At 57.4% G+C, this 25,835-nt stretch carries 25 protein-coding genes; 9 read left to right on the top strand and 16 right to left on the bottom strand.

The window, feature by feature from the left end:
- The first annotated feature begins 67 nt into the window (after nt 1-67).
- Nucleotides 68-1,171 (top strand): glycosyltransferase family 4 protein, encoded by a 1,104-nt coding sequence (locus C3F35_RS11125; protein ID WP_103793365.1) that lies wholly within the window; start codon nt 68-70, stop codon nt 1,169-1,171.
- Here the strand turns inward: C3F35_RS11125 and C3F35_RS11120 are convergent.
- Genes C3F35_RS11120 through rfaD form a run of 5 tightly spaced genes read right to left on the bottom strand, consistent with a single transcriptional unit; the run spans nt 1,150 to nt 6,333 of the window.
- Nucleotides 1,150-2,259, bottom strand: coding sequence for a glycosyltransferase family 4 protein (locus tag C3F35_RS11120; protein ID WP_103793364.1), 1,110 nt, complete (start codon nt 2,257-2,259; stop codon nt 1,150-1,152). The two genes, C3F35_RS11125 and C3F35_RS11120, sit on opposite strands and share 22 nt — an antisense overlap.
- Nucleotides 2,256-3,359, bottom strand: a complete 1,104-nt coding sequence (rfaQ, locus tag C3F35_RS11115) for a putative lipopolysaccharide heptosyltransferase III (protein WP_032615721.1) — start codon at nt 3,357-3,359, stop codon at nt 2,256-2,258. The genes C3F35_RS11120 and rfaQ overlap by 4 nt, the downstream gene beginning before the upstream one ends.
- Complete coding sequence (rfaC, locus tag C3F35_RS11110) at nt 3,352-4,338, bottom strand: lipopolysaccharide heptosyltransferase RfaC (RefSeq protein ID WP_059309004.1); 987 nt, start codon at nt 4,336-4,338, stop codon at nt 3,352-3,354. The genes rfaQ and rfaC overlap by 8 nt, the downstream gene beginning before the upstream one ends.
- A gap of 3 nt (nt 4,339-4,341) precedes the next feature.
- On the bottom strand, nt 4,342-5,388 hold the full coding sequence (gene rfaF, locus C3F35_RS11105; RefSeq protein WP_103793363.1) for an ADP-heptose--LPS heptosyltransferase RfaF: 1,047 nt from the start codon (nt 5,386-5,388) through the stop codon (nt 4,342-4,344).
- 12 nt (nt 5,389-5,400) lie between these two features.
- Complete coding sequence (gene rfaD / locus C3F35_RS11100; protein ID WP_103793362.1) at nt 5,401-6,333, bottom strand: ADP-glyceromanno-heptose 6-epimerase; 933 nt, start codon at nt 6,331-6,333, stop codon at nt 5,401-5,403.
- A gap of 340 nt (nt 6,334-6,673) precedes the next feature.
- Here rfaD and kbl point away from each other — a divergent pair, with 340 nt between their 5' ends.
- The 3 genes from kbl (at nt 6,674) to C3F35_RS11085 (ending at nt 9,844) form a co-directional block, all read left to right on the top strand.
- A complete protein-coding gene (gene kbl / locus C3F35_RS11095; RefSeq protein WP_032615729.1) occupies nt 6,674-7,870 on the top strand; it encodes a glycine C-acetyltransferase in 1,197 nt (398 codons plus the stop codon).
- A gap of 9 nt (nt 7,871-7,879) precedes the next feature.
- Nucleotides 7,880-8,905 carry an L-threonine 3-dehydrogenase gene (gene tdh, locus C3F35_RS11090; RefSeq protein ID WP_032615731.1) on the top strand — a complete coding sequence of 342 codons (1,026 nt, stop codon included), beginning with the start codon at nt 7,880-7,882 and terminating at the stop codon, nt 8,903-8,905.
- A gap of 138 nt (nt 8,906-9,043) precedes the next feature.
- Nucleotides 9,044-9,844: a glycosyltransferase family 2 protein gene (locus C3F35_RS11085; RefSeq protein ID WP_103793361.1), complete on the top strand. Its 801-nt coding sequence runs from the start codon at nt 9,044-9,046 to the stop codon at nt 9,842-9,844.
- A 22-nt stretch (nt 9,845-9,866) separates the two neighbouring features.
- Here C3F35_RS11085 and C3F35_RS11080 read toward each other — a convergent pair whose 3' ends face one another.
- Genes C3F35_RS11080 through gpmM form a run of 3 tightly spaced genes read right to left on the bottom strand, consistent with a single transcriptional unit; the run spans nt 9,867 to nt 13,655 of the window.
- Nucleotides 9,867-10,811 carry a divergent polysaccharide deacetylase family protein gene (locus C3F35_RS11080; RefSeq protein ID WP_103793360.1) on the bottom strand — a complete coding sequence of 315 codons (945 nt, stop codon included), beginning with the start codon at nt 10,809-10,811 and terminating at the stop codon, nt 9,867-9,869.
- Between the two features lie 3 nt (nt 10,812-10,814).
- The gene (gene envC, locus C3F35_RS11075) at nt 10,815-12,074 is read right to left on the bottom strand and encodes a murein hydrolase activator EnvC (protein ID WP_230431552.1); all 1,260 of its coding nucleotides are present in this window, start codon (nt 12,072-12,074) and stop codon (nt 10,815-10,817) included.
- Between the two features lie 33 nt (nt 12,075-12,107).
- Complete coding sequence (gpmM, locus tag C3F35_RS11070; protein ID WP_059309000.1) at nt 12,108-13,655, bottom strand: 2,3-bisphosphoglycerate-independent phosphoglycerate mutase; 1,548 nt, start codon at nt 13,653-13,655, stop codon at nt 12,108-12,110.
- 248 nt (nt 13,656-13,903) lie between these two features.
- On the opposite strand from gpmM, the gene C3F35_RS11065 reads away from it, so the two are divergent.
- From C3F35_RS11065 to cysE, 5 genes are all read left to right on the top strand, one after another.
- The gene (locus C3F35_RS11065) at nt 13,904-14,335 is read left to right on the top strand and encodes a rhodanese-like domain-containing protein (RefSeq protein WP_032615742.1); all 432 of its coding nucleotides are present in this window, start codon (nt 13,904-13,906) and stop codon (nt 14,333-14,335) included.
- Nucleotides 14,336-14,349: 14 nt separating this feature from the next.
- Nucleotides 14,350-14,601 (top strand): glutaredoxin 3, encoded by a 252-nt coding sequence (gene grxC / locus C3F35_RS11060; RefSeq protein WP_032615744.1) that lies wholly within the window; start codon nt 14,350-14,352, stop codon nt 14,599-14,601.
- Between the two features lie 32 nt (nt 14,602-14,633).
- On the top strand, nt 14,634-15,101 hold the full coding sequence (gene secB / locus C3F35_RS11055) for a protein-export chaperone SecB (protein WP_032615746.1): 468 nt from the start codon (nt 14,634-14,636) through the stop codon (nt 15,099-15,101).
- Nucleotides 15,101-16,120, top strand: a complete 1,020-nt coding sequence (gene gpsA, locus C3F35_RS11050) for an NAD(P)H-dependent glycerol-3-phosphate dehydrogenase (RefSeq protein ID WP_032615748.1) — start codon at nt 15,101-15,103, stop codon at nt 16,118-16,120. Before secB ends, gpsA begins: the two co-directional genes overlap by 1 nt.
- Nucleotides 16,121-16,199: 79 nt before the next feature.
- Entirely contained in the window at nt 16,200-17,018 is an 819-nt protein-coding gene (gene cysE / locus C3F35_RS11045; RefSeq protein WP_032615750.1) for a serine O-acetyltransferase, read from the top strand.
- A 32-nt stretch (nt 17,019-17,050) separates the two neighbouring features.
- Here cysE and trmL read toward each other — a convergent pair whose 3' ends face one another.
- The 8 genes from trmL to C3F35_RS11005 all read right to left on the bottom strand — a co-directional run bounded on the left by trmL (nt 17,051) and on the right by C3F35_RS11005 (nt 25,701).
- Nucleotides 17,051-17,521: a tRNA (uridine(34)/cytosine(34)/5-carboxymethylaminomethyluridine(34)-2'-O)-methyltransferase TrmL gene (gene trmL / locus C3F35_RS11040; protein ID WP_103793359.1), complete on the bottom strand. Its 471-nt coding sequence runs from the start codon at nt 17,519-17,521 to the stop codon at nt 17,051-17,053.
- Nucleotides 17,522-17,640: 119 nt separating this feature from the next.
- On the bottom strand, nt 17,641-18,828 hold the full coding sequence (gene lldD, locus C3F35_RS11035) for an FMN-dependent L-lactate dehydrogenase LldD (RefSeq protein ID WP_059308999.1): 1,188 nt from the start codon (nt 18,826-18,828) through the stop codon (nt 17,641-17,643).
- Nucleotides 18,825-19,598, bottom strand: coding sequence for a transcriptional regulator LldR (lldR, locus tag C3F35_RS11030; RefSeq protein ID WP_032615755.1), 774 nt, complete (start codon nt 19,596-19,598; stop codon nt 18,825-18,827). Before lldR ends, lldD begins: the two co-directional genes overlap by 4 nt.
- Nucleotides 19,595-21,250, bottom strand: a complete 1,656-nt coding sequence (gene lldP, locus C3F35_RS11025) for an L-lactate permease (RefSeq protein WP_032615757.1) — start codon at nt 21,248-21,250, stop codon at nt 19,595-19,597. The genes lldR and lldP overlap by 4 nt, the downstream gene beginning before the upstream one ends.
- 271 nt (nt 21,251-21,521) lie before the next feature.
- Complete coding sequence (locus C3F35_RS11020; RefSeq protein ID WP_032615759.1) at nt 21,522-21,884, bottom strand: YibL family ribosome-associated protein; 363 nt, start codon at nt 21,882-21,884, stop codon at nt 21,522-21,524.
- Nucleotides 21,885-21,943: 59 nt separating this feature from the next.
- Complete coding sequence (gene mtlR, locus C3F35_RS11015; RefSeq protein WP_032615761.1) at nt 21,944-22,534, bottom strand: mannitol operon repressor MtlR; 591 nt, start codon at nt 22,532-22,534, stop codon at nt 21,944-21,946.
- Entirely contained in the window at nt 22,531-23,679 is a 1,149-nt protein-coding gene (gene mtlD / locus C3F35_RS11010) for a mannitol-1-phosphate 5-dehydrogenase (RefSeq protein ID WP_032615763.1), read from the bottom strand. Before mtlD ends, mtlR begins: the two co-directional genes overlap by 4 nt.
- Nucleotides 23,680-23,787: 108 nt before the next feature.
- Complete coding sequence (locus tag C3F35_RS11005; protein ID WP_077226478.1) at nt 23,788-25,701, bottom strand: PTS mannitol transporter subunit IICBA; 1,914 nt, start codon at nt 25,699-25,701, stop codon at nt 23,788-23,790.
- Nucleotides 25,702-25,835 lie beyond the last annotated feature (134 nt).

Here is a 25,835-nt window from a genome sequence, read left to right as displayed (position 1 = left end):
ATTACCCGGGCCGTAAAGGTTATAATTTGCTGCTATGGCAAGTTCTTGCACAATAAACAGGAAAAGTATGCATATTGTTCACACTGAAGCAGACGGTGGTAAGGGCGGACAGCCATTACGCATCATTAATGAGTCCTTAGGGATGATTCAGCGCGGCCATCAGGTGACCATACTTTGCCCGGAGAGTGCACCGCTACACGGCCTGGCACGTGATGCTGGGTTAACGGTGGTGACGATGCCACTTCGGCGTAAGAACCTGCAAAATCTCCAGCTGCTGCGCCACTGGCTGAAAGAAAACCGTCGATCTATTGATGTCATCAATAGTCACAATTCCGCCGATACCTGGCTGGTGGCGCTGGCTAATCTCACCCTGCCAGATCCGGTTCCGCTGGTGCGTACCCGCCATGCCTCCGGTGTGCCGCGCAATAACTGGACCACCCGCTGGCTGTTTCGCAAAGCCTGTGCCCATATCGTGACCACCGGGGAAGCACTGCGCCAACAGATGGCAGATATTGGCGTGCCGATGGCCCAGAGCACGTCTGTGCCGAGCGGCGTGGATACACAGCGTTTTCACCCGGCGGATAAACAGGCTGCCCGTGAACACTGCGGCCTGACGCAGGAGGATTTCTGGTTGGGCGTGGTGTCGCATCTGCGGCCTAACAAAGGCCATAGCGTGCTGCTGCGCGCGCTGGCCGCCATTGATCATCCGCACATCAGGCTGGCGATTGTCGGTGAAGGGCCGCATAAAGCGACGCTGGAGCAGGAAATTATTGACCTGGGATTGCAGCAGCGGGTGGTCATGGCAGGCCATCGCAGCGATCCAGAACGCTGGTTCCCGGCCTTTGATGTCGCACTTAGCCCCTCGCATGATATGGAAGGCGTTCCGCAGGGGGTGTTGCAGTCACTGGCTTCGCGGATCGCCACCATTGCCACCGACGCGGGCGGCACGGCAGATGCGGTGATTAACGGCCAGACCGGGATCCTGATTGCGCAGCGCGATGAAACGGCGCTGCGCGAAGCCATTGTGCAGTTATATGAAAATGCCGCGCTGCGGGAAAAGCTGGCGCAGCAGGGGTACGATTACCTGTGCAGCCATTTCACCCGCGAATGCATGCTGGAGGCGATGGAAAAAGTCTTTGCCACTGCGGCTCAGCGCAGCAGGTCGCGATAGAGCGCCTGCAGCTCTTTTGCCATCCGCTCCAGGGTGTAAGGCTCAGCAGTAGCGCGTGCCGCTGCTGAATAATCGACACCCTGCTCACGGCCCTGAAGCCAGTGGCCTATCACCTGCTGATACCCGTCGCTGTCGAGCGCGTCGCGCACCCAGCCGTTAACACCCTCTTTAATCCACTCCGCCGCGCCGCAGCCATGGCTGGTAAGCAGCGGCAGGCCACAGGCCAGCGCTTCGACACAGACATTCGGGAAGGGATCGTAAAGTGTCGGCAGGATCAGCGCATCAGCGGTGCCGTACACCTGGCGCACATCAGCAACCGGCCCCAGAAAACGCACCCGTGATGCCACCCCGAGAGTCTCGGCCAGCTTTTCGAATTTACGCGCATGCTTATCACGCCCGGCAATCAGCAGCCAGACATCAGGGTGAGGGACCAGCGCGCGCAGCGCCGTTGCCACCCCTTTACGGCTGAACCCGGAACCGACATAGGCCAGCACCGGTGCCGTCGGCGGGATCCCCAACGCATCACGTTGGGAAAGTGTGCGCACCTCAGGACTGAAATGAGCGGTATCCACACCGTTATAGATCACCGTTAGCTTGTCATCCGGCAGGCCAAAACGGCGGGCGATATCATCCCGCACCATTTTCGAATTGCAGATCACCTTGCGCAGCGCAGGATGGGTAAACATCTGCGCTTCCGCCTGCAAAATATAACGGTGGTAGCGGCTCAGGGACTGCGCCCAGCGCGCCAGCGGCGACTGGATGCGGTTGTACTGCTCAAGCCAGGTGGCGTGTACGCCGTCTCCGGCGCGGAAAATGGTTGCCCCGGGAATACGCTCATGACTCTGCACGATATCGAACTGCGCAAACTGCGCTGCTGCGGCCCCGGCAAAACCCGATTCGCGATCGAGGCGGTTGCGGAAAGCGGGATTAACCGTCAGGGTTTTCCAGCCAGCGGCGTCTTCCCACTGACGGGCGATCAGCGTCACGTCCAGGTCTGTATCCTGGGCCAGCACGTTTAGCGCGCGGGAGACAAAACGCTCCGCGCCGCCGTTGGGGTTATAGGTCTGTCGAACGATAGCCAGCTTCATGCCGGGTTTTCCAACAGCAGGGTGTCGATGGCGCTCAGCACCATTTGCGGGGTGATCGCCGTAATGCAGTCGGAGACGCCGCTGTCGCCGCAGCCCGCTTTACCGCAAGGCTGGCAGGTAAATCCGGCGGTGATGACGCGGTAGTTCACCCCCCACGGCGCCCACTTGATCGCCCCGGTCGGGCCGAAGATGGCAACGGTCGGCGTTCCCACCGCGCTGGCGAGGTGCATCGGCATCGAATCGACGCCAAAGTAGACCCGCGCGTGCTTCATCAGCGCGCCCAGTTCTTTCAGGTTTAACTGGCCGCTTAAATCGAACACCGGCTGGGTGAGCGCGGCACGCAGCGCATCCATATAGGCGGTCTCTTCTTTTGACGGCGCGGCGGAGAGGATAATCGGCAGGCCGCGGGCCGCCAGGTTATCAATGGTTGCCGCCAGCTTATTAATATCCCAGGCCTTAAACATCCAGCGCGACGTCGGGTGCACCAGAATGTAGGAGTGGCTCGCCAGCCCAAAGCCAGCCAGTTTCTCTGCAATCGATGCTTCCGCCGCGTCGCCAGGCACAAACAGGGTATGTTTATCGGCGTCGGTCTGCGGATGAATGCCGATCCGCCGCAGCGCATCGAGATTCACTTCCACCATATGGCGGCTGTTATCCTGGATCGCCGGATAGAGGGTGGTGAAGGATTTCACCCAGCGGCGGCGCGCCAGTCCACTGCGTTTATCAGGCTTAAAGCCGACGGAAACGCGCGGTTTCAGGCGTCGCGCCAGACGCGCGCCATGCCAGTGTTCGGTGAGGTTGATCAGCACGTCATACTGACGCGCCTTCAGAGTATTCAGTAGCGCACGGTACAGGCGGAACTGTGCGAACCAGCCTTTTTTACGCCAGTTGCGGCCAATGGTGTGCACCTGATCGATAAACGGATGGCTGGTGAGCATCGCCTGGGTGTCGTCATACACCAGGGCATCCACTTCGACATTAGGGTAGTTTTTTTTCAACACCGTAAAGACCGGCGAGGTCAGCAGAACGTCACCGTGATGACGCAGCTTAACGATCAGCACGCGCTTCGGTGGGCGTTCCGCTGAGAAAAAATCAGACATAGGCTCTCTCTGCTGCCAGCAAAGGCTCTAATTGCGCAAAGACCGCAGCGGCGGAAAGGTCGCTCAGCTGCGATGAATGTTCCGGGCGGCAGATATATTGATTTTTGCCATAGCCGCCAATCAGGCCCGGATCCGTTGGGCCGTAAAGCGTAATATTAGGACGATCAAGCGCCGCCGTCAGGTGGCTGAGGCCGGTATCCACCGACACCACCGCCGTGGCGCCAGCCAGCTCTTGTGCCACGCCGTCCAGCTTCATGCGCGGCAGAACGTCTACGTAATCAAAACCTTCAGCCAGACGCTTCGCCCGCGCTTCTTCATGCGGGGCACCCCACGGCAACCTGATGCGCAGGCCAGTACCGCTCAGCAGGCCGATAAGATCGCGCCAGTGGGCTTCCGGCCAGTGTTTGTCATCACGGGTGGTAGCGTGCAGGAAGATGAGATAAGGCGTGCCCGCCTGCTCCGCACCGTGCAGGAAATGCCGGGAAATGGCGTAATCGCCCTGCATTTGCGGTTTCGCATAGCCCAGGCTTTTGGCGAACAGTTCCCGGGTGCGTTCCACCGCGTGCTGCTGCTTCGCAATCGAGTGGCGGCAATTGTAGAACAGGCTCGCCAGCGGCTCGCGGGCGCTGTGCCAGTCCATACCGTGCTTCACGCCATGCGCCAGCCGGGTGACGAGTGCCGCGCTTTTGACCAGCCCCTGAGCATCGATAATCGCATCGTAATGCCGGGCCTGAACCGCGTCGCGAAAGGCCTGACGTTCGGCCTTAATTGGCGCGGAGAACCAGGCTTTACGCCAGCGTCGGATCGCCACCGGGATCACCCGGTCTACGGCTTCATGCCAGCCTGGGATCTGCGCGAAGCCTTCTTCCACTACCCAGTCAAAACGAATGCCCGGGATAGCCTGCATAGCATCGGTGAGCGAGGGTAACGTATGCAGCACGTCGCCCATAGAGGAGGTTTTAACGATCAATACCCGCATCCGTTATCCTTCTTCGCTCAACAGCAGCTCGTTAAGCTCGTCCAGGACACGCTGCGGGGTAATGTCGATCAGGCTCTGGTGATAGCCTTCGGCGGCGTCGCCCTTACGCACTTTGTGGTAGCCGGTGATGAGGCGGATCACGCGCGCTTTATGCGACAGCGGCGGGGTAAAGTCCGGGCTGCTTGGGCCGTACAGCGCCACCAGCGGGCGGTTCAGTGCTGCGGCAACGTGCATCAGGCCAGAGTCATTGGTGACCACGGCTTTACAGGCGGCAAGCAGGATGACGGCCTGCTCCAGCTGGGTTTCCCCTGCCAGATTACGGCACCAGGCCTGCTGTTCAATGCTCAGCGCGGCGAGGATTTCATTACCCGCCTCATGATCTTTCGCCGAGCCGAACAAGACAATCTGATAGCCTTCGTCGATTAACTGCTTCGCCAGCTCGGCATAGTGATAGTGCGGCCAGCGCTTCGCCGGGCCAAATTCCGCGCCAGGGCAGAAGCCAATCAGAGGACGATCGGCCAGCAGGCCAAAGCCGTTGCAGGTGTGGGATTTTTCACCCTCGTTGACCTGGAGCTGCGGCCACAGCAGCGGCTGGGGCAGGTCTTTCGCACTGCGCATCACGCCTTTGTCATAGGCCAGCGCCACATAGCGCTCCACCATCAGCGGCCAGGCCTCTTTGTCCAGTATCCGCGCGTCGTTCAGCAGGCCGTAGCGCATCTCGCCACGCCAGCCGGTGCGGTGCGGCACGCCAGCAAAGAAGGGCACTAACGCCGATTTAAAGGAATTCGGCAGGACATACGCGCGGTCATAGCGTTTTTCGCGCAGGTTATGGCCGAGCTTGCGGCGCTCTGCGAGTTCCAGCGCCCCATGGCCGAGCGGCATTGGGATCGCCTCGTTCACTTCCGGCATCCGCGATAACAGCGGACGGCACCACGCGGGTGCCATCACGTCGATTATCGCCTGGGGATAGCGCGCCTTGAGCGTGCGATAGAGACTTTGCGACATCATCATGTCGCCCACCCAGGACGGGCCAATCACCAGTATTCTCATCGGTTACTTGCCTTACGCGTCGCGGTTCAGCCAGGCCATATATTCCGTTACGCCTTCGGCAACGGTTTTAAATGGCTTGTCATAGCCAGCGGCGCGCAGGTTGGTCAGATCCGCCTGAGTGAACGCCTGGTAACGGCCTTTCAGCTTATCCGGGAACGGGATGTACTCAAGGCTGCCTTTCTTATGGTATGCCAGCGCCGCATCCGCCACCGCCTGGAAGGATTCCGCGCGGCCCGTGCCCAGGTTGAAAATACCGGAAACACCGTTTTCCCAGAACCACAGGTTCACCGCCGCCACATCGCCCACGTAAACGAAGTCACGCTTGAAGCCATCGCTGCCTTCGAACAGTTTCGGACTTTCGCCATTATTGAGCTGAGTGTTGAGGTGGAATGCCACGCTCGCCATGCTGCCTTTATGGCTTTCGCGCGGTCCGTAGACGTTGAAGTAGCGGAAGCCGACGATCTGCGAGTTCGCTTCTGGCAGCATCTGGCGCACGTATTCGTCGAACAGGAACTTAGAATAGCCGTAGACGTTCAGCGGCTGCTCATATTCGCGGGATTCAATAAAGTCAGAGGTACGGCCGCCGTAAGTTGCCGCAGAAGAGGCATACAGGAACGGAATTTCACGCTCCAGGCAATAGTGCAGGATCTCTTTGGAGTACTGATAGTTGTTATCCATCATGTACTTGCCATCCCACTCGGTGGTGGAAGAGCATGCGCCTTCATGGAAGATGGCCTCGATCTCACCGAACTCTTCACCCGCCATAATCTGGATAAGGAAATCTTCTTTATCCATGTAGTCGGCAATGTTCAGATCCACCAGGTTAACGAACTTGGTGCCGTCTTTCAGGTTGTCCACCACCAGGATGTCGGTGATGCCTTTGTCATTGAGGGCCTTAATAATATTGCTGCCGATAAAGCCCGCGCCGCCGGTAACGATGATCATAGCTGTAACCTTTGAAGTGTGGAGTCCGGGGACAATCCCGGACACTAATAGTCATATCATATCATTAGTATGACGCCCCATCAGCCATTCACAGACATACACTTCATCCTTCAGGCTGCCAGGCGTTGCCTGAGCTTAGAAGGCCCGGTCGCCTGGTTCGCTATGCTCCCGGGCATTTCTTCCCTTGCCGCCCTGATGCATCTTGAATGATTTTGTGTACATGTAACAAATGCGTCACGTGATTTATGCTGCAAAAACGATAACTCTTAATGCGTCATCTCGTATCGGGGTATAGCTTTGGGTAATATGTGCCGAAATTTGCCGAGTCTGGAGAATTGCAATGCGTGGTGATTTTTACAAACAGTTAAACAGTGACCTGGAAACCGCGCGTGCGGAAGGGTTGTTCAAAGAAGAGCGAATCATTACTTCCGCTCAGCAGGCCGATATCACCGTTGCCGACGGCAGCCATGTGATTAACTTCTGCGCCAACAACTATTTAGGTCTTGCGAATCACCCTGAGCTGATCGCTGCCGCGAAGGCGGGCATGGACACCCACGGTTTTGGCATGGCCTCCGTGCGCTTCATCTGCGGCACCCAGGACAGCCATAAGGCGCTGGAGAGCAAGCTGGCTGCGTTCCTCGGCATGGAAGATGCGATTCTGTACTCTTCCTGCTTCGACGCCAACGGCGGTCTGTTTGAGACCCTGCTCGGCGCGGAAGATGCCATTATTTCCGATGCCCTGAACCATGCGTCGATCATCGACGGCGTGCGTCTGTGTAAAGCGAAGCGTTTCCGCTACGCCAACAACGATATGGTTGAGCTGGAAGCGCGCCTGAAAGAGGCTCGCGAGGCGGGTGCGCGTCATGTGCTGATCGCCACTGACGGCGTGTTCTCCATGGACGGCGTGATCGCCAACCTGAAAGGCGTCTGCGACCTGGCGGATAAATACGATGCGCTGGTGATGGTCGATGACTCGCACGCGGTCGGGTTTGTTGGCGAAAACGGCCGTGGCTCCCACGAATACTGCGACGTAATGGGCCGCGTGGACATCATCACCGGCACGCTGGGTAAAGCGCTCGGCGGCGCGTCCGGCGGCTACACCGCTGCTCGTAAAGAGGTGGTGGAGTGGCTGCGTCAGCGTTCCCGCCCGTATCTGTTCTCCAACTCGCTGGCTCCGGCCATCGTTTCCGCCTCCATCAAAGTGCTGGAGATGGTGGAGTCCGGTGCCGAACTGCGTGACCGTCTGTGGGCCAACGCCCGTCTGTTCCGCGAAAAAATGACCGCTGCGGGCTTTACTCTGGCTGGTGCCGATCACGCCATTATCCCGGTCATGCTGGGTGATGCGGTGGTGGCGCAGAACTTTGCCCGCGAGCTGCAAAAAGAAGGGATTTACGTCACCGGTTTCTTCTTCCCGGTGGTGCCAAAAGGTCAGGCGCGTATTCGCACCCAGATGTCGGCGGCGCATTCCCCTGAACAAATTGAGCGTGCGGTGGAAGCCTTTACCCGCATCGGCAAACAACTAGGCGTGATTGCCTGAGGACGAGTGATGAAAGCGTTATCCAAACTGAAAGCGGAAGAAGGCATCTGGATGACCGACGTACCGGAGCCGGAAGTCGGTCATAACGATCTGCTGATCAAAATTCGTAAGACCGCTATCTGCGGTACTGACGTGCATATCTACAACTGGGACCAGTGGTCGCAGAAGACCATTCCGGTACCCATGGTCGTCGGTCACGAATATGTCGGCGAAGTGGTGGGCATCGGCCAGGAAGTGAAAGGCTTTAAGATTGGCGATCGCGTTTCTGGCGAAGGCCATATCACCTGCGGCCACTGCCGTAACTGCCGCGGTGGTCGTACCCACCTGTGCCGCAACACCGTTGGCGTAGGCGTCAACCGCCCGGGCAGCTTTGCGGAATACCTGGTGATCCCGGCGTTTAACGCCTTCAAAATCCCGGACAATATCTCCGACGATCTGGCTTCCATCTTTGACCCGTTCGGCAACGCGGTGCACACGGCGCTGTCGTTCGATCTGGTGGGTGAGGACGTGCTGGTCTCTGGCGCAGGCCCAATCGGCATCATGGCGGCAGCGGTAGCGAAGCACGTGGGTGCCCGCAATGTGGTGATCACTGACGTAAACGAATACCGTCTGTCGCTGGCGCGCAAGATGGGCGTCACCCGTGCGGTGGATGTGTCGAAAGAGAACCTCCAGGACGTGATGGAAGAGCTGGGCATGACCGAAGGCTTTGACGTGGGTCTGGAGATGTCCGGCGCGCCGCCAGCGTTCCGCACCATGCTCGATACCATGAACCACGGTGGCCGTATCGCGATGCTGGGTATTCCGCCGTCAGATATGTCCATCGACTGGAACAAAGTCATCTTCAAGGGTCTGTTCATCAAAGGTATTTATGGCCGCGAGATGTTCGAAACCTGGTACAAGATGGCAGCCCTGATCCAGTCTGGTCTGGATCTTTCTCCGCTCATTACCCATCGCTTCTCCATCGATGAGTTCCAGCAGGGCTTTGACGCGATGCGTTCAGGCCAGTCCGGGAAAGTTATCCTGAGCTGGGATTAAACGAAAAGCGCCTGCGGGCGCTTTTTTTCGTTGGCCTCACGTTTTTCGGTCCACAACCGGATAATTCACAGCTTTTCATCGCTTTTTTTAGCCTGCGCTTATACAGTCTGAGGAAGTTTACTCAACTTTACAGCGCCTATGTTCAAGCTCACCGTTTGTTTATTGACCTGTAACTCAGCACGGCTACTGCGCGAAGTCCTGCCTCCGTTGATAGTGGTTGCCGATGAAATCATCGTCCTCGACTCGGGCAGCCACGACGCCACCCTGGCGATTTGCCAGGAATATGGCATCACTCCTCATCATCAGCCCTATACCATGCATGGCGTGCAGATGAACCACGCCATCGATCTGGCGAGCAATGACTGGGTGCTCTGCATGGACAGCGATGAGATCCTCGATGCTGAAACCGTTGATTTTATCCTGCGCCTGAAGGCGGGTGACGAACCAGCTCCGGATCAGGCATGGCGGATCGCCCGCTACTGGCATGTGTTGGGGGAAGAGATTCGGACGATTTATCCTGTCTCCTCACCCGATTTCCCGGTACGGCTCTTTAACCGTTCCCAGGCGCGGTTTAACCAGCGTCCGGTGGATGACAAAGTGGAAGGAGCGATCCAGTCGGTTAAAATCCCGGGTCGGGTGCGTCATGACACCTTTTATTCACTGCACGAGGTCTTCAACAAGCTGAACAGCTACACCAGCCGTCTGGTGAAGTACCAGCCTGTACGCCCGTCACTTTCGCGCGGCGTGATTAGCGCCATCGGCGCATTCTTCAAGTGGTATCTGTTCAGCGGCGCGTGGCGCCAGGGGCGAGTGGGAGTGGTAACCGGCCTCTATGCCACCTCTTACAGCTTTCTGAAGTACTTCAAAGCCTGGTATCAGCACCACGATCAAAAAGAGTCTGCGGGCAAAAAACACGCAGACTCTCACGTTATTGAGTAAATGACCCGCCTCACGGCGGGTATCAGCTCTTCTTACCCCAACCCTGCCACTGCAACTGGACGTATTTCACCAGCGTACTCTGGCTGATGCTCTCCCCAAGCACCGAGAAGTAGCGGCTCATATAGACCGGCTCTGGCGGCTGCTTAGGCGCACACAGCGTTACGCCCCGGAAAGGATTACGTGGTTTTGTGCCAGGCGCAGTACCCGCTGGTGGCGAGCTGACCGGGCGGGACGTATCCACCTGCGGTTCATTGAGCAGGCTGCTCGCCGGCACCAGGGTGATATCCGCAGGCAGCTTGGGCAGCATCTGCTGTAGCACACGAACGGTGGATGGATGCGGGTGACCAATGGCAATGGCCGAGCCTGAACGGCGGGCCACCTGCACGGCGCGGTTGAACTGGACGCGGATATCGGCCTCGTTTTGCGTGTCATCGAGGAAGACTTTGCGCTTAATCACCTTCACGCCAGTGCCCTGCGCGGCGCGCATCGCCTGGCTGTTGCCGATGGTCATGCTGTCGAGGAAGTAGAGGTTGTAGCGCGCCAGGGACTGCATCACCTTCTGCATACCAAACAGGCTGGAGGTCATGGCGCTGCCCATATGGTTATTCAGCCCTACAGCGTAAGGGACTTTGGCGTAAGCCTCGCGGATGATGCGCTCGATCTCGTCGCTGTTCATCTCCGGGCGGAGGGTGTCTTTTTCCAGCGGCTGTTTACTGAGCGGTGCCATCGGCAGGTGGATCAGCACTTCATGCCCGCTGTTGTGGGCTTTGGTGGCCATCTCATGGGCGTGCGGCGCGTTCGGCAGTACGGCGACGGAGATGGCGGATGGCATTGCCAGCACCTGGTTTTCTGTGTGTGGACGATAACCGAAGTCATCAATGACGATAGCGAGTTTACCTGCGTAAACCGGCATCGCCAGCGCCAGTGCGCTGACGAAGGGGAGAACCATACGACGAAATTGAAGCAAAACTTATCTTCCCAACCACGGCTGTGGATTGACCGCCTGACCCTGGCGACGAATTTCGAAATAGAGTGACGGGCGGCCCTGACCGCCACTGCTGCCCACAAGGGCGATAGCCTGACCGGCGCGTACCTGGGTGCCCACGCTGACTAAAGCGCTCTGGTTATAGCCGTAAAGACTCATGTCGCCTTTACCATGCTCAACCACCACCACCAGACCGTAGCCCTGCAGCCAGTCAGCGAGGATCACCCGGCCATCGGCAATAGCTTTGACTTCGCTACCTTCCGATGCACCGATAACAATCCCTTTCCAACGTAGCTCACCCTGCAGTTGTTCGCCATAGCGATGCAGAATTGAGCCGCGTACCGGCCAGTAAGCCTGACCGCGCGGCGAACCAAGACCGCCGGTGCGCGACATCAGCGAGCGTTCGTTTTCTGTTGGCTTGTAGGTGGTGCCTTTGCGGGAAGCTTCCTGCTGCTTGTCGCGAACGGCCTGCGCTTCACGGGCCTCTTTCTCGGCGCGAGCTTTGGCGGCGGCTGCCGCACGGGCGATGCTGTTACGCAGTTTCGATTCGTTGGCGCGCATTTCCCCCAGCTGCGCCTGGCCCTCCTGAATGGAGGATTCCAGCCCGGCGAGGGTTTTCTTACGCTCGTTGCGCGCTTGCTCAAGCTTAGCCTGCTGCGCCTGCTGATCGTAAAGCAAGGTCTGCTGCTGGCTCTGCTTCTCTTCCAGCTCCGCTTTTTGCGTGGTGACCTCTTCCCGCGTCTGCTTCAGCTGGGCGATGGTCTCCTGGCGGGACTGGTTAAGGTAGCCGAAATAGGCCTGCAGACGTTGACCGCGCTGGCTCTCTTCGCCGCTGAGGATCAGCTGTATGCCGGTGTGTTCACCCTGGCGAAAGGCGGCATCCAGTTGTGCGGCAAGGTTGCGCTCCTGAGCCGCGCGCTGGCGCTCAAGTTTGGCGATAGACGCATTCATTTCGTCTATTTGCTTATTCAACTGGGCGAGGGTGTTCTGGGTTTCGCGCAGCTGACGTGCCGCTGCGGAGATCGCCTCTTCCTGCTTTTTGAGTTGCGCGAGCAGGGAGGAGCGTTGTTGCTGTTGCTGACGTACCGCCCGCTCTTTAGCGGCGATATCGGCCTGAATGGTTTTAAGCTGGTCGCGCTCGTCCGCCTGGGCGGATGCCGCGCACAACAATACGCCAGCGCTGAGCACGCTGGCGTAAAGTAAAGGCCTGACTGATAACCGTAACGGCTTCACGACCCATGTGATTGAAACAATCGCCTTTCCCCTCATGGGGAAGGATTATTCCACGATGAACAGCGGCTTGCCAGTCATCTCTTGCGGGATTTCCATGCCCATCAGGGTCAGCATGGTCGGGGCGATGTCCGAAAGCTTACCGCCATCAACGGATTTCACCGCTTTATCACCAACATAAATCAGTGGTACCGGCAGGTTGGTATGCGCAGTGTGCGCCTGGCCGGTGGCGGGATCGCGCATCTGTTCGGCGTTACCGTGGTCTGCGGTGATCAGCATCTGGCCGCCTGCGGCGACTACGGCGTTGGTCACCTGCTCAATGCATGCATCCAGCGCTTCAATCGCTTTGATCGCGGCTTCCATCACCCCGGTATGGCCAACCATGTCGCCGTTCGGGTAGTTACAGATGATGGTGTCGTACTTGCCGCTTTCGATGGCTGCAATCAGCTTCTCGGTCAGCTCGGCAGAACTCATCTCTGGCTGCAGGTCGTAGGTGGCGACTTTCGGGGAGTTGATCAGAATGCGGTCTTCGCCTTTGAACGACTCTTCCACGCCCCCGTTAAAGAAGAAGGTCACATGAGCGTATTTTTCGGTTTCAGAGATGCGCAGCTGAGTCTTGTCATGCTTCGCCATCCACTCGCCGAAGGTATTCGCCAGAGAAGATGGTGGATAGGCGCATGGCGCTTTGATGTCGGCGGCATATTCGGTCAGCATCACGAAATCGCCCAGCTTAACCTCTTTTTTACGGGCGAAGCCGTCGAAGTCAGCGTTGACGAAGGCGCGGGTGATTTCGCGAGCGCGGTCGGCACGGAAGTTCATGAAGATCAGCGCGTCGCCATCTTCCATTGCGGCATCGGCCTGGCCTTCGGCGCGGATCACCGTTGCTTTGACGAATTCGTCGTTTTCATCGCGGGCGTAAGCGGCTTCCAGCGCAGCAACCGCGGTGTTGGCCTGGAACTCGCCTTTGGCTTCTACCAGCAGATTGTAGGCCTGCTCTACGCGATCCCAACGGTTGTCGCGGTCCATGGCGTAGTAGCGGCCAATGATAGAGGCCACGCGGCCTTTGCCAAGGGCGGCAAACTTGTCTTCAAAGGCTTTAAGGGAGGATTCAGCGCTGCGCGGCGGGGTGTCACGACCATCAAGGAAGGCGTGCAGGTAGATTTTGTCCGCCCCTTTTTCTGCGGCCAGCTCGACCATCGCCATAATGTGGTCTTCGTGACTGTGGACACCACCGGCAGAGAGCAGACCCATAATGTGTACCGCTTTGCCTGCGGCGGCGGCTTTCTCAACCGCGCCGGTCAGCACCGGATTTGCAAAGAAGGTGCGTTCTTTAATTTCAACATCCAGACGGGTCAGATCCTGGTAGACAATGCGTCCGGCACCCAGGTTGACGTGTCCAACTTCGGAGTTGCCCATCTGACGATCGGGCAGACCCACTTCCAGGCCGGACGCATCAATCAATGTATGAGGACGTTGTGCCCACAGTGCATCCATGACCGGGGTTTTAGCGTTGAAAATGGCGTTATCCTGCTGATCTTCGCGATAGCCATAGCCATCCAGAATCACCAGTACCATAGGTTTTTTAGAAACCGACATTGCGACAACCTCTTTGCTCAAAAGACAAAAAATTTGCGTAATTTTACTACAGCTGAATCGATCAAATAGCCGCAGAAGATCAAAGAAATCACTGGGGGAAGCGTAAGGAGAGGGCAATTTTGGTCTTTTTTTTCGTGGCAGCACGCAGAAAATGGATTAGCTTATTGTCGCTGGCTGTATTTGCCACAACGCACAGGTATACTCCTGTCCTGGTTTTTTATTCACTCAGTCGGGAGTCGTTACCCCCCATGCAAGAAATTATGCAATTTGTCAGCCGCCACCCCATACTTTGTATCGCGTGGATTGGTCTACTGGCAGCCGTACTTTTCACCACGTTCAAAGGCCTCACCTCAAAAGTGAAGGTGATTACCCGCGGCGAAGCCACTCGTCTTATCAATAAAGAAGATGCTGTGGTTGTCGATCTGCGTCAGCGTGATGATTTCCGCAAAGGCCATATTGCAAGCGCAATTAACCTGCTGCCAGCCGACATCAAAGCCAATAACCTTGGCGAACTGGAAAAGCATAAAGACAAACCCATTATTGTCGTTGACGGTACCGGGATGCAGGCAAACGAGCCAGCAAATACCCTCGTCAAAGCAGGCTTTGCAAACGTCACTGTCCTGAAAGACGGCATCTCTGGCTGGAGCGGTGAAAACCTGCCTCTGGTTCGTGGTAAGTAAACAGGAGTCTGAACATGGCCAATATCGAGATCTATACCAAAGCGACCTGCCCGTTCTGCCATCGCGCGAAAGCGCTGCTGGACAGCAAAGGCGTTGCCTTCCAGGAACTGCCTATTGATGGCGACGCTGCGAAACGCGAAGAGATGATTAAACGTAGTGGCCGGACGACAGTTCCGCAGATTTTTATCGATGCGCAGCACATTGGCGGCTGTGATGACTTGTATGCGCTTGACGCGCGTGGTGGACTTGATCCCCTGCTGCGCTAAGGCGTTTTAGGACAATTAAAAAGGGTATTTCCATGTCAGAACAAAACAACACCGAGATGACTTTCCAGATCCAGCGCATTTACACCAAAGATGTCTCCTACGAAGCACCAAATGCGCCACATGTTTTCCAGAAAGACTGGCAGCCAGAGGTTAAACTTGATCTGGATACTGCTTCCACCCAACTGGCGGAAGATGTGTATGAAGTCGTACTGCGTGTTACCGTAACCGCTTCTCTGGGCGAAGAGACTGCATTCCTGTGCGAAGTACAGCAGGGCGGCATCTTCTCCATCGGCGGCATCGAAGGTAATCAGATGGCGCATTGCCTGGGTGCATACTGCCCGAACATCCTGTTCCCGTATGCCCGCGAATGCATCACCAGCCTGGTTTCCCGTGGTACGTTCCCGCAACTGAACCTTGCGCCGGTGAACTTCGATGCGCTGTTCATGAACTATCTGCAGCAGCAAGCTGGCGAAGGTACTGAACAACATCAGGATGCCTGATGAGTACTGTCAATGCGTCAATGACTGTGATCGGTGCCGGCTCTTACGGCACCGCTCTTGCTATTACCCTGGCAAGAAATGGTCACGAAGTGGTTCTCTGGGGCCACAATCCTGAACATATCGCGACGTTAGAAGCCGATCGCTGCAACGTTGCGTTCCTCCCCGATGTGCCTTTCCCTGACTCACTGCATCTTGAAAGCGACCTGGCGACAGCGCTGGCTGCGAGCCGCAATATTCTGATCGTTGTACCGAGCCACGTGTTTGGTCAGGTGCTGCGACAGATTAAACCGCTGATGCGTGATGATGCCCGCGTGGTCTGGGCGACCAAAGGGCTGGAAGCCGAGACCGGCCGACTGCTGCAGGATGTCGCCCGCGAAGCGCTGGGTGATGCTATCCCACTGGCGGTGATCTCCGGCCCGACCTTTGCGAAGGAACTGGCGGCAGGACTGCCGACGGCGATCTCGCTGGCCTCAACCGATGAGACGTTTGCTGAGGATCTGCAGCAGCTCCTGCACTGCGGTAAAAGCTTCCGCGTCTACAGCAACCCCGATTTTATCGGCGTTCAGCTGGGTGGTGCAGTGAAGAACGTTATCGCGATCGGCGCGGGCATGTCCGACGGTATCGGCTTCGGCGCGAACGCGCGTACGGCGCTGATCACCCGCGGTCTGACCGAAATGTCCCGTCTGGGCGCAGCGCTGGGTGCCGATCCCGCCACCTTTATGGGGATGGCAGGGTTAGGCGATCTGGTGCTGACCTGTACCGACAACCAGTCTCGTAACCGTCGCTTTGGCATGATGCTCGGACAGGGCATGGATGTCATCGGCGCGCAGGAGAAGATCGGTCAGGTGGTGGAAGGCTATCGCAATACCAAAGAAGTCCGCGAGTTGGCACACCGCTTTGGTGTCGAAATGCCAATAACCGAGGAAATTTATCAGGTATTGTATTGCGGAAAAAATGCGCGCGAGGCAGCATTGACCTTATTAGGTCGTGCACGCAAGGACGAGCGTAGCAGCAGTTAACCGCAGGAAAGCATTATCACCTGAATGACCCGGCTGGCGAAGAACTGGCCGGTCATTATCATTACGTCTGGAGCAAGCAATGCCGTGTGAAGAACTGGATATCGTCTGGAACAATATTAAAGCCGAAGCCCGTGCTTTGGCCGACTGTGAGCCGATGCTCGCCAGTTTTTACCATGCAACGCTACTCAAGCACGAAAACCTCGGCAGCGCGCTGAGCTATATGCTTGCCAACAAACTGGCATCACCGATCATGCCCGCTATCGCCATCCGCGAAGTGGTGGAAGAGGCCTATGCGGCCGACCCGGAGATGATCGCCTCAGCTGCCTGTGATATCCAGGCAGTACGCAATCGCGACCCGGCGGTGGATAAATACTCCACGCCGCTGCTCTATCTGAAAGGTTTTCACGCTCTGCAGTCCTACCGTATCGGCCACTGGCTGTGGAACGAAGGCCGTCGCGCGCTGGCGATTTTCCTGCAAAATCAGGTCTCGGTGAGCTTCCAGGTGGATATCCACCCGGCAGCGAAGATTGGCCGCGGGATCATGCTCGACCATGCCACCGGCATTGTGGTGGGTGAAACGGCGGTTATTGAAAACGACGTCTCGATCCTGCAATCCGTGACGCTGGGCGGGACCGGCAAAACCAGCGGCGATCGCCACCCGAAAATCCGTGAAGGGGTGATGATTGGCGCGGGGGCGAAGATCCTCGGCAATATCGAAGTCGGACGCGGCGCGAAAATTGGCGCCGGTTCAGTGGTGTTGCAACCTGTACCACCGCATACCACCGCCGCAGGCGTTCCGGCGCGTATCGTCGGCAGGCCGGACAGCGATAAACCAGCGATGGATATGGATCAGTTCTTCAACGGTCACCATACCTTTGAGTATGGCGACGGGATCTGAGTAAATGCCCGGGGGCGCTACGCTTACCGGGCCTACCTGAGTATTGCTCCGGCGTACCCTAGCTGGCGCCAGGCTTCATAGACCACTACCGACACCGCATTTGACAGGTTCATGCTGCGGCTGTCCGGCATCATCGGAATACGGATTTTTTGTTCAGCAGGCAGGGCATCAAGAATGGTGGCCGGCAGGCCGCGCGTTTCCGGGCCAAACAGCAGATAGTCCCCCTCCTGATAGCTCACCGCGCTGTGCGCAGGCGTACCTTTGGTGGTGAGGGCAAAGATCCGTTCCGGGTTTTCCGTTTGCATGAATGCGGCCAGATCCTGATGGCGAACCACGGCGGTGAATTCGTGATAATCCAGACCGGCACGGCGCAGGCGCTTGTCGTCCCACGTAAAGCCCATCGGCTCGATGATATGCAGACGGAATCCGGTATTGGCGCACAGGCGAATGATGTTGCCAGTATTAGGTGGAATTTCTGGTTCGAATAGAACGATATTAAGCATGCTGCCCCCTTGAATAGCGGGGGCAGAATAGCAGAATTTTTCCCTCACCCTAACCCTCTGCCAAAGAGAAAGTACCCTCTCCTTTGAGAGAGGGCCGGGATGAGGGGATCAGACCGTACCTACGCCGCGTTCCCCTGCGCCAGCGGTGCCAGCCCGGCAGGGATCTGACTCAACTCCTGCACCAGCATCTCCTTGCTGATGTCGCGGATAGATTTCGCTCCGGTCAGGGTCATGGCCACCTTCATCTCCTTCTCGATCAGGTTAAGCAGATTCGCCACACCTGCCTGGCCGTGCGTCGCCAGCGCGTAGAGATAGGCTCGTCCCAGCAGGACGGTGTCGGCGCCGAGGGCAATCATGCGCACCACGTCCAGACCGTTGCGGATCCCGGAGTCCGCCAGAATCGCGATATCGCCTTTAACCGCATCGGCAATGGCGGGCAGGGCGCGGGCAGAGGAGAGCACGCCGTCCAGCTGGCGGCCGCCGTGGTTCGACACCACGATACCGTCGGCACCAAAGCGCACCGCATCGCGGGCATCTTCTGGATCGAGGATCCCTTTGATCACCATCGGGCCATCCCAGAACTCCCGGATCCACTCCAGGTCTTTCCACGAGATGGACGGATCAAAGTTATTCGCCAGCCAGCCAATGTAATCTTCCAGCCCTGTCGGTTTGCCCAGATAGGTGGAGATATTGCCCAGATCGTGCGGACGCCCGTTCACACCCACATCCCACGCCCACTGCGGATGGGTCACGGCCTGCCAGTAACGACGCAGCGCTGCGTTCGCACCGCTCATCCCGGAGTGCGCATCGCGATAGCGCGCGCCGGGGGTGGGCATATCAACGGTAAACACCAGGGTGGAACAGCCCGCCGCTTTCGCCCGCTCCAGGGCATTACGCATAAAGCCGCGATCGCGCAGAACGTAGAGCTGGAACCACATTGGACGCTTAATGGTCGGGGCCACCTCTTCAATCGGGCAGACCGAGACGGTGGAGAGGGTAAAAGGAATGCCTTTGGCGTCGGCGGCCGCTGCGGCCTGCACTTCACCCCGGCGGGCGTACATGCCGCACAGGCCGACGGGGGCAAGGGCTACCGGCATAGAGAGCGTTTCGTTGAACAGCGTCGTCTCAAGGCTCAGGTCAGACATATTCTTCAGGACGCGCTGGCGTAGGGCCACCTGCGACAGGTCTTCCACGTTGCGGCGCAGGGTATATTCAGAGTAGGCCCCGCCATCAATATAGTGGAACAGGAATGGAGGCAGGATGCGCTGCGCGGCGGCGCGATAGTCACTGGCTGCAGAAATGATCATGCTTTGTTCTCCCTGGAAATATCGTTGTCGCCAGGCAGACGGGTAATACGCGCCTGTCGGGCCTGATCTTCATCGAATCGTTTAATGGTGGTATGCACGAAGCCCAGATGCGCCATCATCGCCTGACGGGCAGCTTCGGCATCGCCAGCAAGAATGGCGTCGAGAACAGCCTGATGCTGCTCAGTCAGTCGGGCAAATACCGGCGGCACCTGGTACATCCGCTGGCGGCTCTGCTTAACAGAGGTTTGCAGCAGATCGAAAAACCCGCGCATGGTCTGGAGCAGCACCACGTTGTGCGAGGCTTCAGCAATTGCCAGATGAAAACGCACATCGGCCTGCGAGGCGATATCGGGATCGCTGCTGTGGGTCGCCTCGAAGCAGGCTTTTAACTTCTCTTTATCCGCTGGTGTGGCGCGCATGGCGGCATGCCAGGCGGTACTGGTCTCAATGGCATGACGCGCTTCGAGAATATCGAAGCTGTAGTCAGGGTCGTTTTCCATCAGCGTTTTCAACGGCTGGACAATCGCCTGTTCTGACCACTCCTCATGCTGCCAGCGCACAAAGGTCCCGCCGCCGCGACGGCTCAGCAGTACCCCTTCACTGACCAGCGTCGCCAGGGCTTCGCGCAGCGAGTTGCGCGACACACCAAGCTGGGCGGCAAGCTGGCGCTCGGCGGGCAACTTCATGCCCGCCTCCAGCTGTTGTTCTTCAATCAGCGCCCGCACGCGAGAAGCAATCTCGTCGGACAGGCGTCTGGGCATCACTATCATGGGATCATCCAGGTTAAGACGTAAGCCTGCAACGTGGTGATCACCCCCACCATGCAGGTAAATATCAGGCTGTGTTTAACGGTAAAGCGGAACAGATCCGACTCTTTGCCCACCAGGCCTACCGCCGCACAGGCGATAGCAATGGACTGCGGCGAGATCATCTTGCCGGTCACGCCACCGGTGGTGTTAGCGGCGACCAGCAGCACGTCCGAGACGCCAATCTGCTGCGCGGCTGTCGCCTGCAGGGCCGCAAACAGGGCGTTAGACGAGGTATCTGACCCGGTCAGGAACACCCCCAGCCAGCCGAGGAACGGCGAGAAGAAGGTGAACGCGGAGCCAGTATGCGCCAGGGCCAGGGCCAGCGTTGACGACAGGCCGGAGTAGTTGGAGATAAACGCAAAGGCCAGCACCATACCGATGGAGTAAATCGGCAGCGCCAGCTCTTTCAGCGTACTGGCAAACGTCTGCACCGCGGCGGCAGGCTTCATGCGCAGCCACACAATGGAAAGGATAGCGGCAAACAGGATGGCCGTACCGGTTGCGGAGAACCAGTCGAATTTAAACACTGCTGCATACGGCGTGGCGTCATGCACCACGGGTGGCATACGGGCGACCATTTTATCGAGGAACGGCACCGAAATATTAACCACCATGTCGTACAGCGCACCGTTCGGGGCAAACAGGGCTTTAAAGGGCGGCACGCTCCACAGGGTTACCGTGGCGGTCAGGAACAGGAACGGTGACCAGGCACGTATAATCTGTCCTGGGGTGTAGCGGGTGCGGGCCAGCGTCATATCGACCTGCGAGGCACCCATATCGGCAAAGCGGAAGATCCGCACCGGCTGCCACCGTTTGAGGAACAGCGTCAGGCAGACCAAAGAGACCAGCGAAGAGATAATGTCCGGCAGTTCCGGGCCGAGGAAGTTGGAACTCAGATACTGGGCGATAGCGAAAGAGCCGCCCGCCACCATCACTGCAGGCCAGGTTTCCTTCACGCCGCGCCAGCCGTCCATTATCGCCATGATCCAGAACAGCACGATAATGGTCAGGAACGGCAACTGACGGCCCACCATCTGGCCAATCTCAAAGCTGTCCAGGCCGGTCACCTGTCCGGCAACCAGAATCGGAATGCCCATCGCGCCAAAGGCCACCGGCGCGGTGTTGACGATCAGACACAGACCGGCGGCATACAGGGGGTTAAAGCCCAGCCCGACCAGCAGCGCGGCGGTGATTGCCACCGGGGCGCCAAATCCGGCCGCCCCTTCCAGGAAGGCCCCGAAAGAGAAGCCGACGATGAGCATCTGCAGGCGCTGGTCAGGGGTAATCGACAGTATCGATGAGCGAATGATGTCGAACTGCCCGGTTTTCACCGAGATTTTATAGACGAAGACCGCGGCGATGATGATCCACGCAATCGGCCACAGGCCGTAGAAGAAGCCATAGATGACAGACGCCAGCGCGCGATCCACCGGCATTTTGTAGAAGAACAGCGCCACCATCAGGGCGATGGCAACGGTGTACGTCGCGGCAAGGTATCCCTTCAGCTTGAGCTTAATCAGCGCAAAGAAGAAGAACAGGATAGGTAGCGAGGCGATCAGGCTTGATAGCCAGATATTTCCTGCCGGATCGTAGTTTTGTTGCCAGAGGCTCATTGCAGGTCTCCCGAGGACCACACCTATTGCGATGCGGTGAGTCTGTGCTCATCTCGGCGTCACAATATGTGTAAAAGTGGTCCTGCCAATAGTGTGATGTAGGGTTAATGACAACAAATGGTTAACCAAATGTTATTGGTCGGCAATGTGTTTGTGAGCAAAGATTATGGAAATGTGAACCAAGGGAGGGTTGGTTGCGGAATTGGTTGGGCCAATTTTGAAGGGAAGGAGAGCGGTAAGCCGGGTCAGCGTAGCGCCACCCGGCTAAAAATCAGAACTCAGTCTTGCTGAAGCCCGTCATCTCTTTCAGGCCCATTTCACGGCCCAGCTCGGTCATTGGGTGGACGACGATCAGGCCGCGCACGCTTTTCTTCAGCTTGCCCATGTCGGCCTGCTCTTTCTTGGTAATAGCGCGGCGGAAAGGCAGTTTAGAGAGCTTCTGGGCTTCTTTACTCAGCTTCTGCTCTTTTACGCCACGCAGGCGTTCGATTTCCGTTTCCAGCGTCGCTTTCTCTTTTTCCAGCTCGGCGTATTTCTCGGCGGCATCAACCAGGGAGAGGCTGGCCTGCTGGTGGCGGATCAGATCCAGGCGGTCGCTCAGGCGCTTAATTTCATTCTTTTCGACTTCTTTCATCACAAATAGCTCTAAAAACAGGGGAGATTACAGGGAAGGATACACCAATGTGCGCAGGCTTACTTCTGAAACGCTTTTTTTAAGCTGATTCGGGAAATCAGCTCAGTCAGGGAAAGGACCATCGTGGAGCGAACGATCTGCTGGTAACGCTGCTTCTGCATCGCGTACAGCTCCGGGTCGCTGGTATCAAAATGCGGCGTCGGGGGCAGAGCGGTCACGCAATGTAACTCGCCGAGCGGGCCGAGGATCTCGTCGTCGGTGAACGCATACTCGTTGCCGTCGTGGTTCAGCTCTTCACGCAGCGCCATCAGCAGTTCGGCGTCTTCATATTCATGACGGCTGATAACGCCCAGGCCATAGATCAGTTTCAGACGCACGGATAAATCGCCCAAGGGGCCGTCACCGTCAAGCAACGGTTCAACTGCGTATTTCACCGCGTAGTCGTCTTTGCGAAAAACCTGAAGCACCAGTATATTCACCGCCTCGGTTAGCAACTCGACGGCGGATATCAGGAAACTTCGAACGGTTTTGCCAGTATTCAGACGCTCCAGCACACGGTTTTCAAAGGCCTGGGTTTGTTCCATTATTGCCTGCATATCTGACAATCTATATTCCGGGCGCAGGATGACCTGCGCCAGTTCCTGCATCATTTGGTTGCGTTATATACGTTAACCGCCTCCACAACCACATCGCTGTTGGCATCCAGACCGGATACCTGCGCCAGCGCGGCCTGTGGACCTTGCTCGTCAATCAGTTGCGCCAGCTCCTGCGCCTGCGGATCTTCTTCGCTGCGGTAGTGCATCGCGGCGGCAATGCCTTTGACCAGACTGGTGTGTGGCAGGTCATATTCCAGGGTGCCGAGCAGCGGCTTGATCAGACGATCGCCCGCACTCAGCTTGCGCAGCGGCTGACGGCCTACACGCTCAACGTCATCTTTCAGATACGGGTTTTCAAAACGACCGAGGATTTTCTGAATATATGCCGCGTGCTTATCGGCATCAAAACCGTAGCGTTTAATCAATACCGCGCCGCTCTCGTCCATTGCACCTTTTACCACGGCGCGAACGTTCTCATCGAGAATAGCGTCACGAATGGTCTGATGACCGGCTAACTTACCGAGGTAGGCGGTTATAGCATGCCCGGTGTTCAGCGTGAAGAGCTTACGTTCGACAAATGCCATCAGGTTATCAGTTAATTCCATGCCCGCGATCTCAGGCAGCGCGCCTTTGAACTGGGTTTTATCGACGATCCACTCGCTGAAGGTTTCCACGGTCACTTCCAGTGGGTCATGGGTGGCCGACGCTGACGGCGGAACGATGCGGTCAACGGCAGAATCCACAAAGCCGACGTGCTCTTCAACCCAGGCTTTATCTTCATCAGCCACAGCCGCCATCACATGACCTTTCAGCTGGGTAGTGCCGCGCACCATGTTCTCACAGGCGATGATGTTCAGCGGGGCATCGTTACCCTGGGCCTTACGCTTTGCCAGCCCTTTGGCGACGGACGGGGCGATACGCTCCAGCACCACCGGACCGACCGCGGTGGTCACCAGGTCAACGCTGGCAATCAGGTCGATAACATCGTCGCCAATGCTGCTGACCGCATTCACGCCGGTCACGGTTTCGACCTGTTCGTTTTCACCCACGACATGCACCTGATAGCTATGACGCGCATTCAGGGCGTCCAGTACCGTCTGATTCACATCCGCAAATGTCAGCGTAATGCCGGCGTCTGCCAGCAGTTTGCCGATAAAACCACGACCGATATTACCTGCGCCGAAATGTAATGCTTTCATCGTATTAACCTTCATCAATGTTGTTACCCGAGAGGGCTGGGGTGAGGAACCACGCGAATTTCCCCTCACCCTAGCCCTCTCCCCAACGGGGAGAGGGAAGGGAAAGACTTACTTGTTCAGCAGCGCCAGGACCTCTTCGACGCTGGTGGTGTTTGCCAGACGTTCGATCACGGTCTCATCGTCCAGCGCATTGGTCAGGCTGGTAATCACCTGGATGTGCTCGTTGTTGCGAGCCGCGATACCAATCACCAGACGGGCAATGTCATCTTCTTCTTCACCGAAGCGCACGCCTGCCGGGTACTGACAGAACACCACGCCAGTTTTCAGGACGCGATCTTTCGCTTCAACCGTACCGTGCGGCACCGCAATGGATTCGCCCAGGTAGGTTGGCGTCAGTTTTTCACGATCCAGCATCGCCTGAACATATTCTGGCTGTACGTAGCCGCCTTTTACCAACTGCTCACCAGCAAAGCGAATCGCTTCTTCTTTATGGCTCGCGGTACGGCCAAGGAAGATGTTCTCCGCACCCAGACGGAACAGGTGACTGTTGCTCTCGTCGAAGCTGTCCTGCAGGCTGGTACGCACTTTGACTTCATTATCTTCGTGACGCTGTGCCGCAACCAGACGTTCGGTCAGATTGGTGTACAGACCGCTGTCGAGGAAGTTGGTCAGCGAAATATGCTGCGCCTGCGGAACCTGACGCATCGCACGCTCGGTCAGGTCGCGGTGGGTGATGACCAGGTCAACATCCGCCGGCAGGCTGTTAATAGCGCTGTTGGTAACGGAGATCTGCGACAGACCGGCATCCGCTACTTTCTTACGCAGTACGCCTGCACCCATGGCGCTGGAACCCATACCGGCATCACAGGCGACGATGATCTTACGCACGTGGCTCAGGTCGTTAGACACATCACCCGCAGCCAGCGGCGTTGCAGCAACACCTTTAGACTGAGATTTCATGTCCTGCATACGACGGGTAGCCGCTTCGATATCGTCTTCTTCTTTCACTTTGCTGGTTTTCAGCAGGATAGCCGACACCACGAAAGAGACCGCCATGGCCGCACAGATCGCTGCGATGTTAGCGAAGTAGGCACCTTTCGGGGTCATCGCCAGTACCGCCAGGATAGAACCTGGGGAAGCAGGGGAGACCAGACCACCGCCCAACACGCTCAGAGTGAACACGCCAGTCATACCGCCGAGGATAACGGCCAGGATCAGACGTGGGTTCATCAGCACGTACGGGAAGTAAATTTCGTGGATACCGCCGAGGAAGTGGATGATAGCCGCACCGCCAGCAGACTGCTTAGCGCTACCGCGACCAAAGAACATGTACGCCAGCAGAACACCCATACCCGGACCCGGGTTCGCTTCGATCAGGAAGAAGATGGATTTGCCGAGGTCGTGAGACTGCTGAATACCCAGCGGTGAGAAGATACCGTGGTTGATGGCGTTGTTGAGGAACAGGATTTTCGCCGGTTCAACAAAAATGGACGCCAGTGGCAGCATGTCGTGGGCAACCATGAAGTTAACGCCCGCTGCCAGCAGTTTGGAGAGCACTTCAACTGCCGGGCCAATGCCGAGGAACGCCAGAATAGCCAGGATCATCCCGATGATGCCGGCAGAGAAGTTGTTCACCAGCATTTCGAAGCCGGATTTGATTTTGCCATCAACCCAGACGTCGAACTTCTTAATGGCCCAGCCGCCCAGAGGACCGGCAATCATTGCGCCGAGGAACATTGGCATATCCGCACCGACGATAACGCCCATAGTGGTGATCGCACCGACCACACCGCCACGGTCACCGCCCACCAGACGACCACCGGTAAAACCGATGAGCAGCGGCAGCAGATAGGTGATCATTGGGCCAACAAGTTTCGCCAGCGTTTCGTTAGGCAACCACCCTGTCGGAATAAATAACGCAGTGATGATACCCCACGCGATAAACGCGCCGATATTTGGCATCACCATGTTGCTAAGGAATCGACCAAAGCTTTGTACTTTGATCTTGAAATCGGATGACATAAAACACCCCTTCTTCTGTTGATGCAGGCCTTAAGCCCGAGGTTTGTTGTTAATGTGGTGGCAGAGGTTGCCCAACCTGTTCTGTTGACGTGAAATTTGGCACTTAATGGTTTAACTGTCCAGACAGGCAAAAT

The sequence above is a fragment of the Leclercia sp. LSNIH3 genome (assembly GCF_002935105.1).
GTDB classification, from domain to species: domain Bacteria; phylum Pseudomonadota; class Gammaproteobacteria; order Enterobacterales; family Enterobacteriaceae; genus Enterobacter; species Enterobacter adecarboxylatus.
This window is presented reverse-complemented; position numbering and strand designations above follow the sequence as displayed.

Excerpts from the sequence above, each read along its gene's own strand:
- C3F35_RS11125 (WP_103793365.1), top strand. The coding sequence starts at position 68 with ATGCATATTGTTCACACTGAAGCAGACGGTGGTAAGGGCGGACAGCCA.
- C3F35_RS11120 (WP_103793364.1), bottom strand. The coding sequence starts at position 2,259 with ATGAAGCTGGCTATCGTTCGACAGACCTATAACCCCAACGGCGGCGCG.
- rfaQ (WP_032615721.1), bottom strand. The coding sequence starts at position 3,359 with ATGTCTGATTTTTTCTCAGCGGAACGCCCACCGAAGCGCGTGCTGATC.
- rfaC (WP_059309004.1), bottom strand. The coding sequence starts at position 4,338 with ATGCGGGTATTGATCGTTAAAACCTCCTCTATGGGCGACGTGCTGCAT.
- rfaF (WP_103793363.1), bottom strand. The coding sequence starts at position 5,388 with ATGAGAATACTGGTGATTGGCCCGTCCTGGGTGGGCGACATGATGATG.
- rfaD (WP_103793362.1), bottom strand. The coding sequence starts at position 6,333 with ATGATCATCGTTACCGGCGGCGCGGGCTTTATCGGCAGCAATATTATT.
- kbl (WP_032615729.1), top strand. The coding sequence starts at position 6,674 with ATGCGTGGTGATTTTTACAAACAGTTAAACAGTGACCTGGAAACCGCG.
- tdh (WP_032615731.1), top strand. The coding sequence starts at position 7,880 with ATGAAAGCGTTATCCAAACTGAAAGCGGAAGAAGGCATCTGGATGACC.
- C3F35_RS11085 (WP_103793361.1), top strand. The coding sequence starts at position 9,044 with ATGTTCAAGCTCACCGTTTGTTTATTGACCTGTAACTCAGCACGGCTA.
- gpmM (WP_059309000.1), bottom strand. The coding sequence starts at position 13,655 with ATGTCGGTTTCTAAAAAACCTATGGTACTGGTGATTCTGGATGGCTAT.
- C3F35_RS11065 (WP_032615742.1), top strand. The coding sequence starts at position 13,904 with ATGCAAGAAATTATGCAATTTGTCAGCCGCCACCCCATACTTTGTATC.
- grxC (WP_032615744.1), top strand. The coding sequence starts at position 14,350 with ATGGCCAATATCGAGATCTATACCAAAGCGACCTGCCCGTTCTGCCAT.
- secB (WP_032615746.1), top strand. The coding sequence starts at position 14,634 with ATGTCAGAACAAAACAACACCGAGATGACTTTCCAGATCCAGCGCATT.
- gpsA (WP_032615748.1), top strand. The coding sequence starts at position 15,101 with ATGAGTACTGTCAATGCGTCAATGACTGTGATCGGTGCCGGCTCTTAC.
- cysE (WP_032615750.1), top strand. The coding sequence starts at position 16,200 with ATGCCGTGTGAAGAACTGGATATCGTCTGGAACAATATTAAAGCCGAA.
- trmL (WP_103793359.1), bottom strand. The coding sequence starts at position 17,521 with ATGCTTAATATCGTTCTATTCGAACCAGAAATTCCACCTAATACTGGC.
- lldD (WP_059308999.1), bottom strand. The coding sequence starts at position 18,828 with ATGATCATTTCTGCAGCCAGTGACTATCGCGCCGCCGCGCAGCGCATC.
- lldR (WP_032615755.1), bottom strand. The coding sequence starts at position 19,598 with ATGATAGTGATGCCCAGACGCCTGTCCGACGAGATTGCTTCTCGCGTG.
- lldP (WP_032615757.1), bottom strand. The coding sequence starts at position 21,250 with ATGAGCCTCTGGCAACAAAACTACGATCCGGCAGGAAATATCTGGCTA.
- C3F35_RS11020 (WP_032615759.1), bottom strand. The coding sequence starts at position 21,884 with ATGAAAGAAGTCGAAAAGAATGAAATTAAGCGCCTGAGCGACCGCCTG.
- mtlR (WP_032615761.1), bottom strand. The coding sequence starts at position 22,534 with ATGATGCAGGAACTGGCGCAGGTCATCCTGCGCCCGGAATATAGATTG.
- mtlD (WP_032615763.1), bottom strand. The coding sequence starts at position 23,679 with ATGAAAGCATTACATTTCGGCGCAGGTAATATCGGTCGTGGTTTTATC.
- C3F35_RS11005 (WP_077226478.1), bottom strand. The coding sequence starts at position 25,701 with ATGTCATCCGATTTCAAGATCAAAGTACAAAGCTTTGGTCGATTCCTT.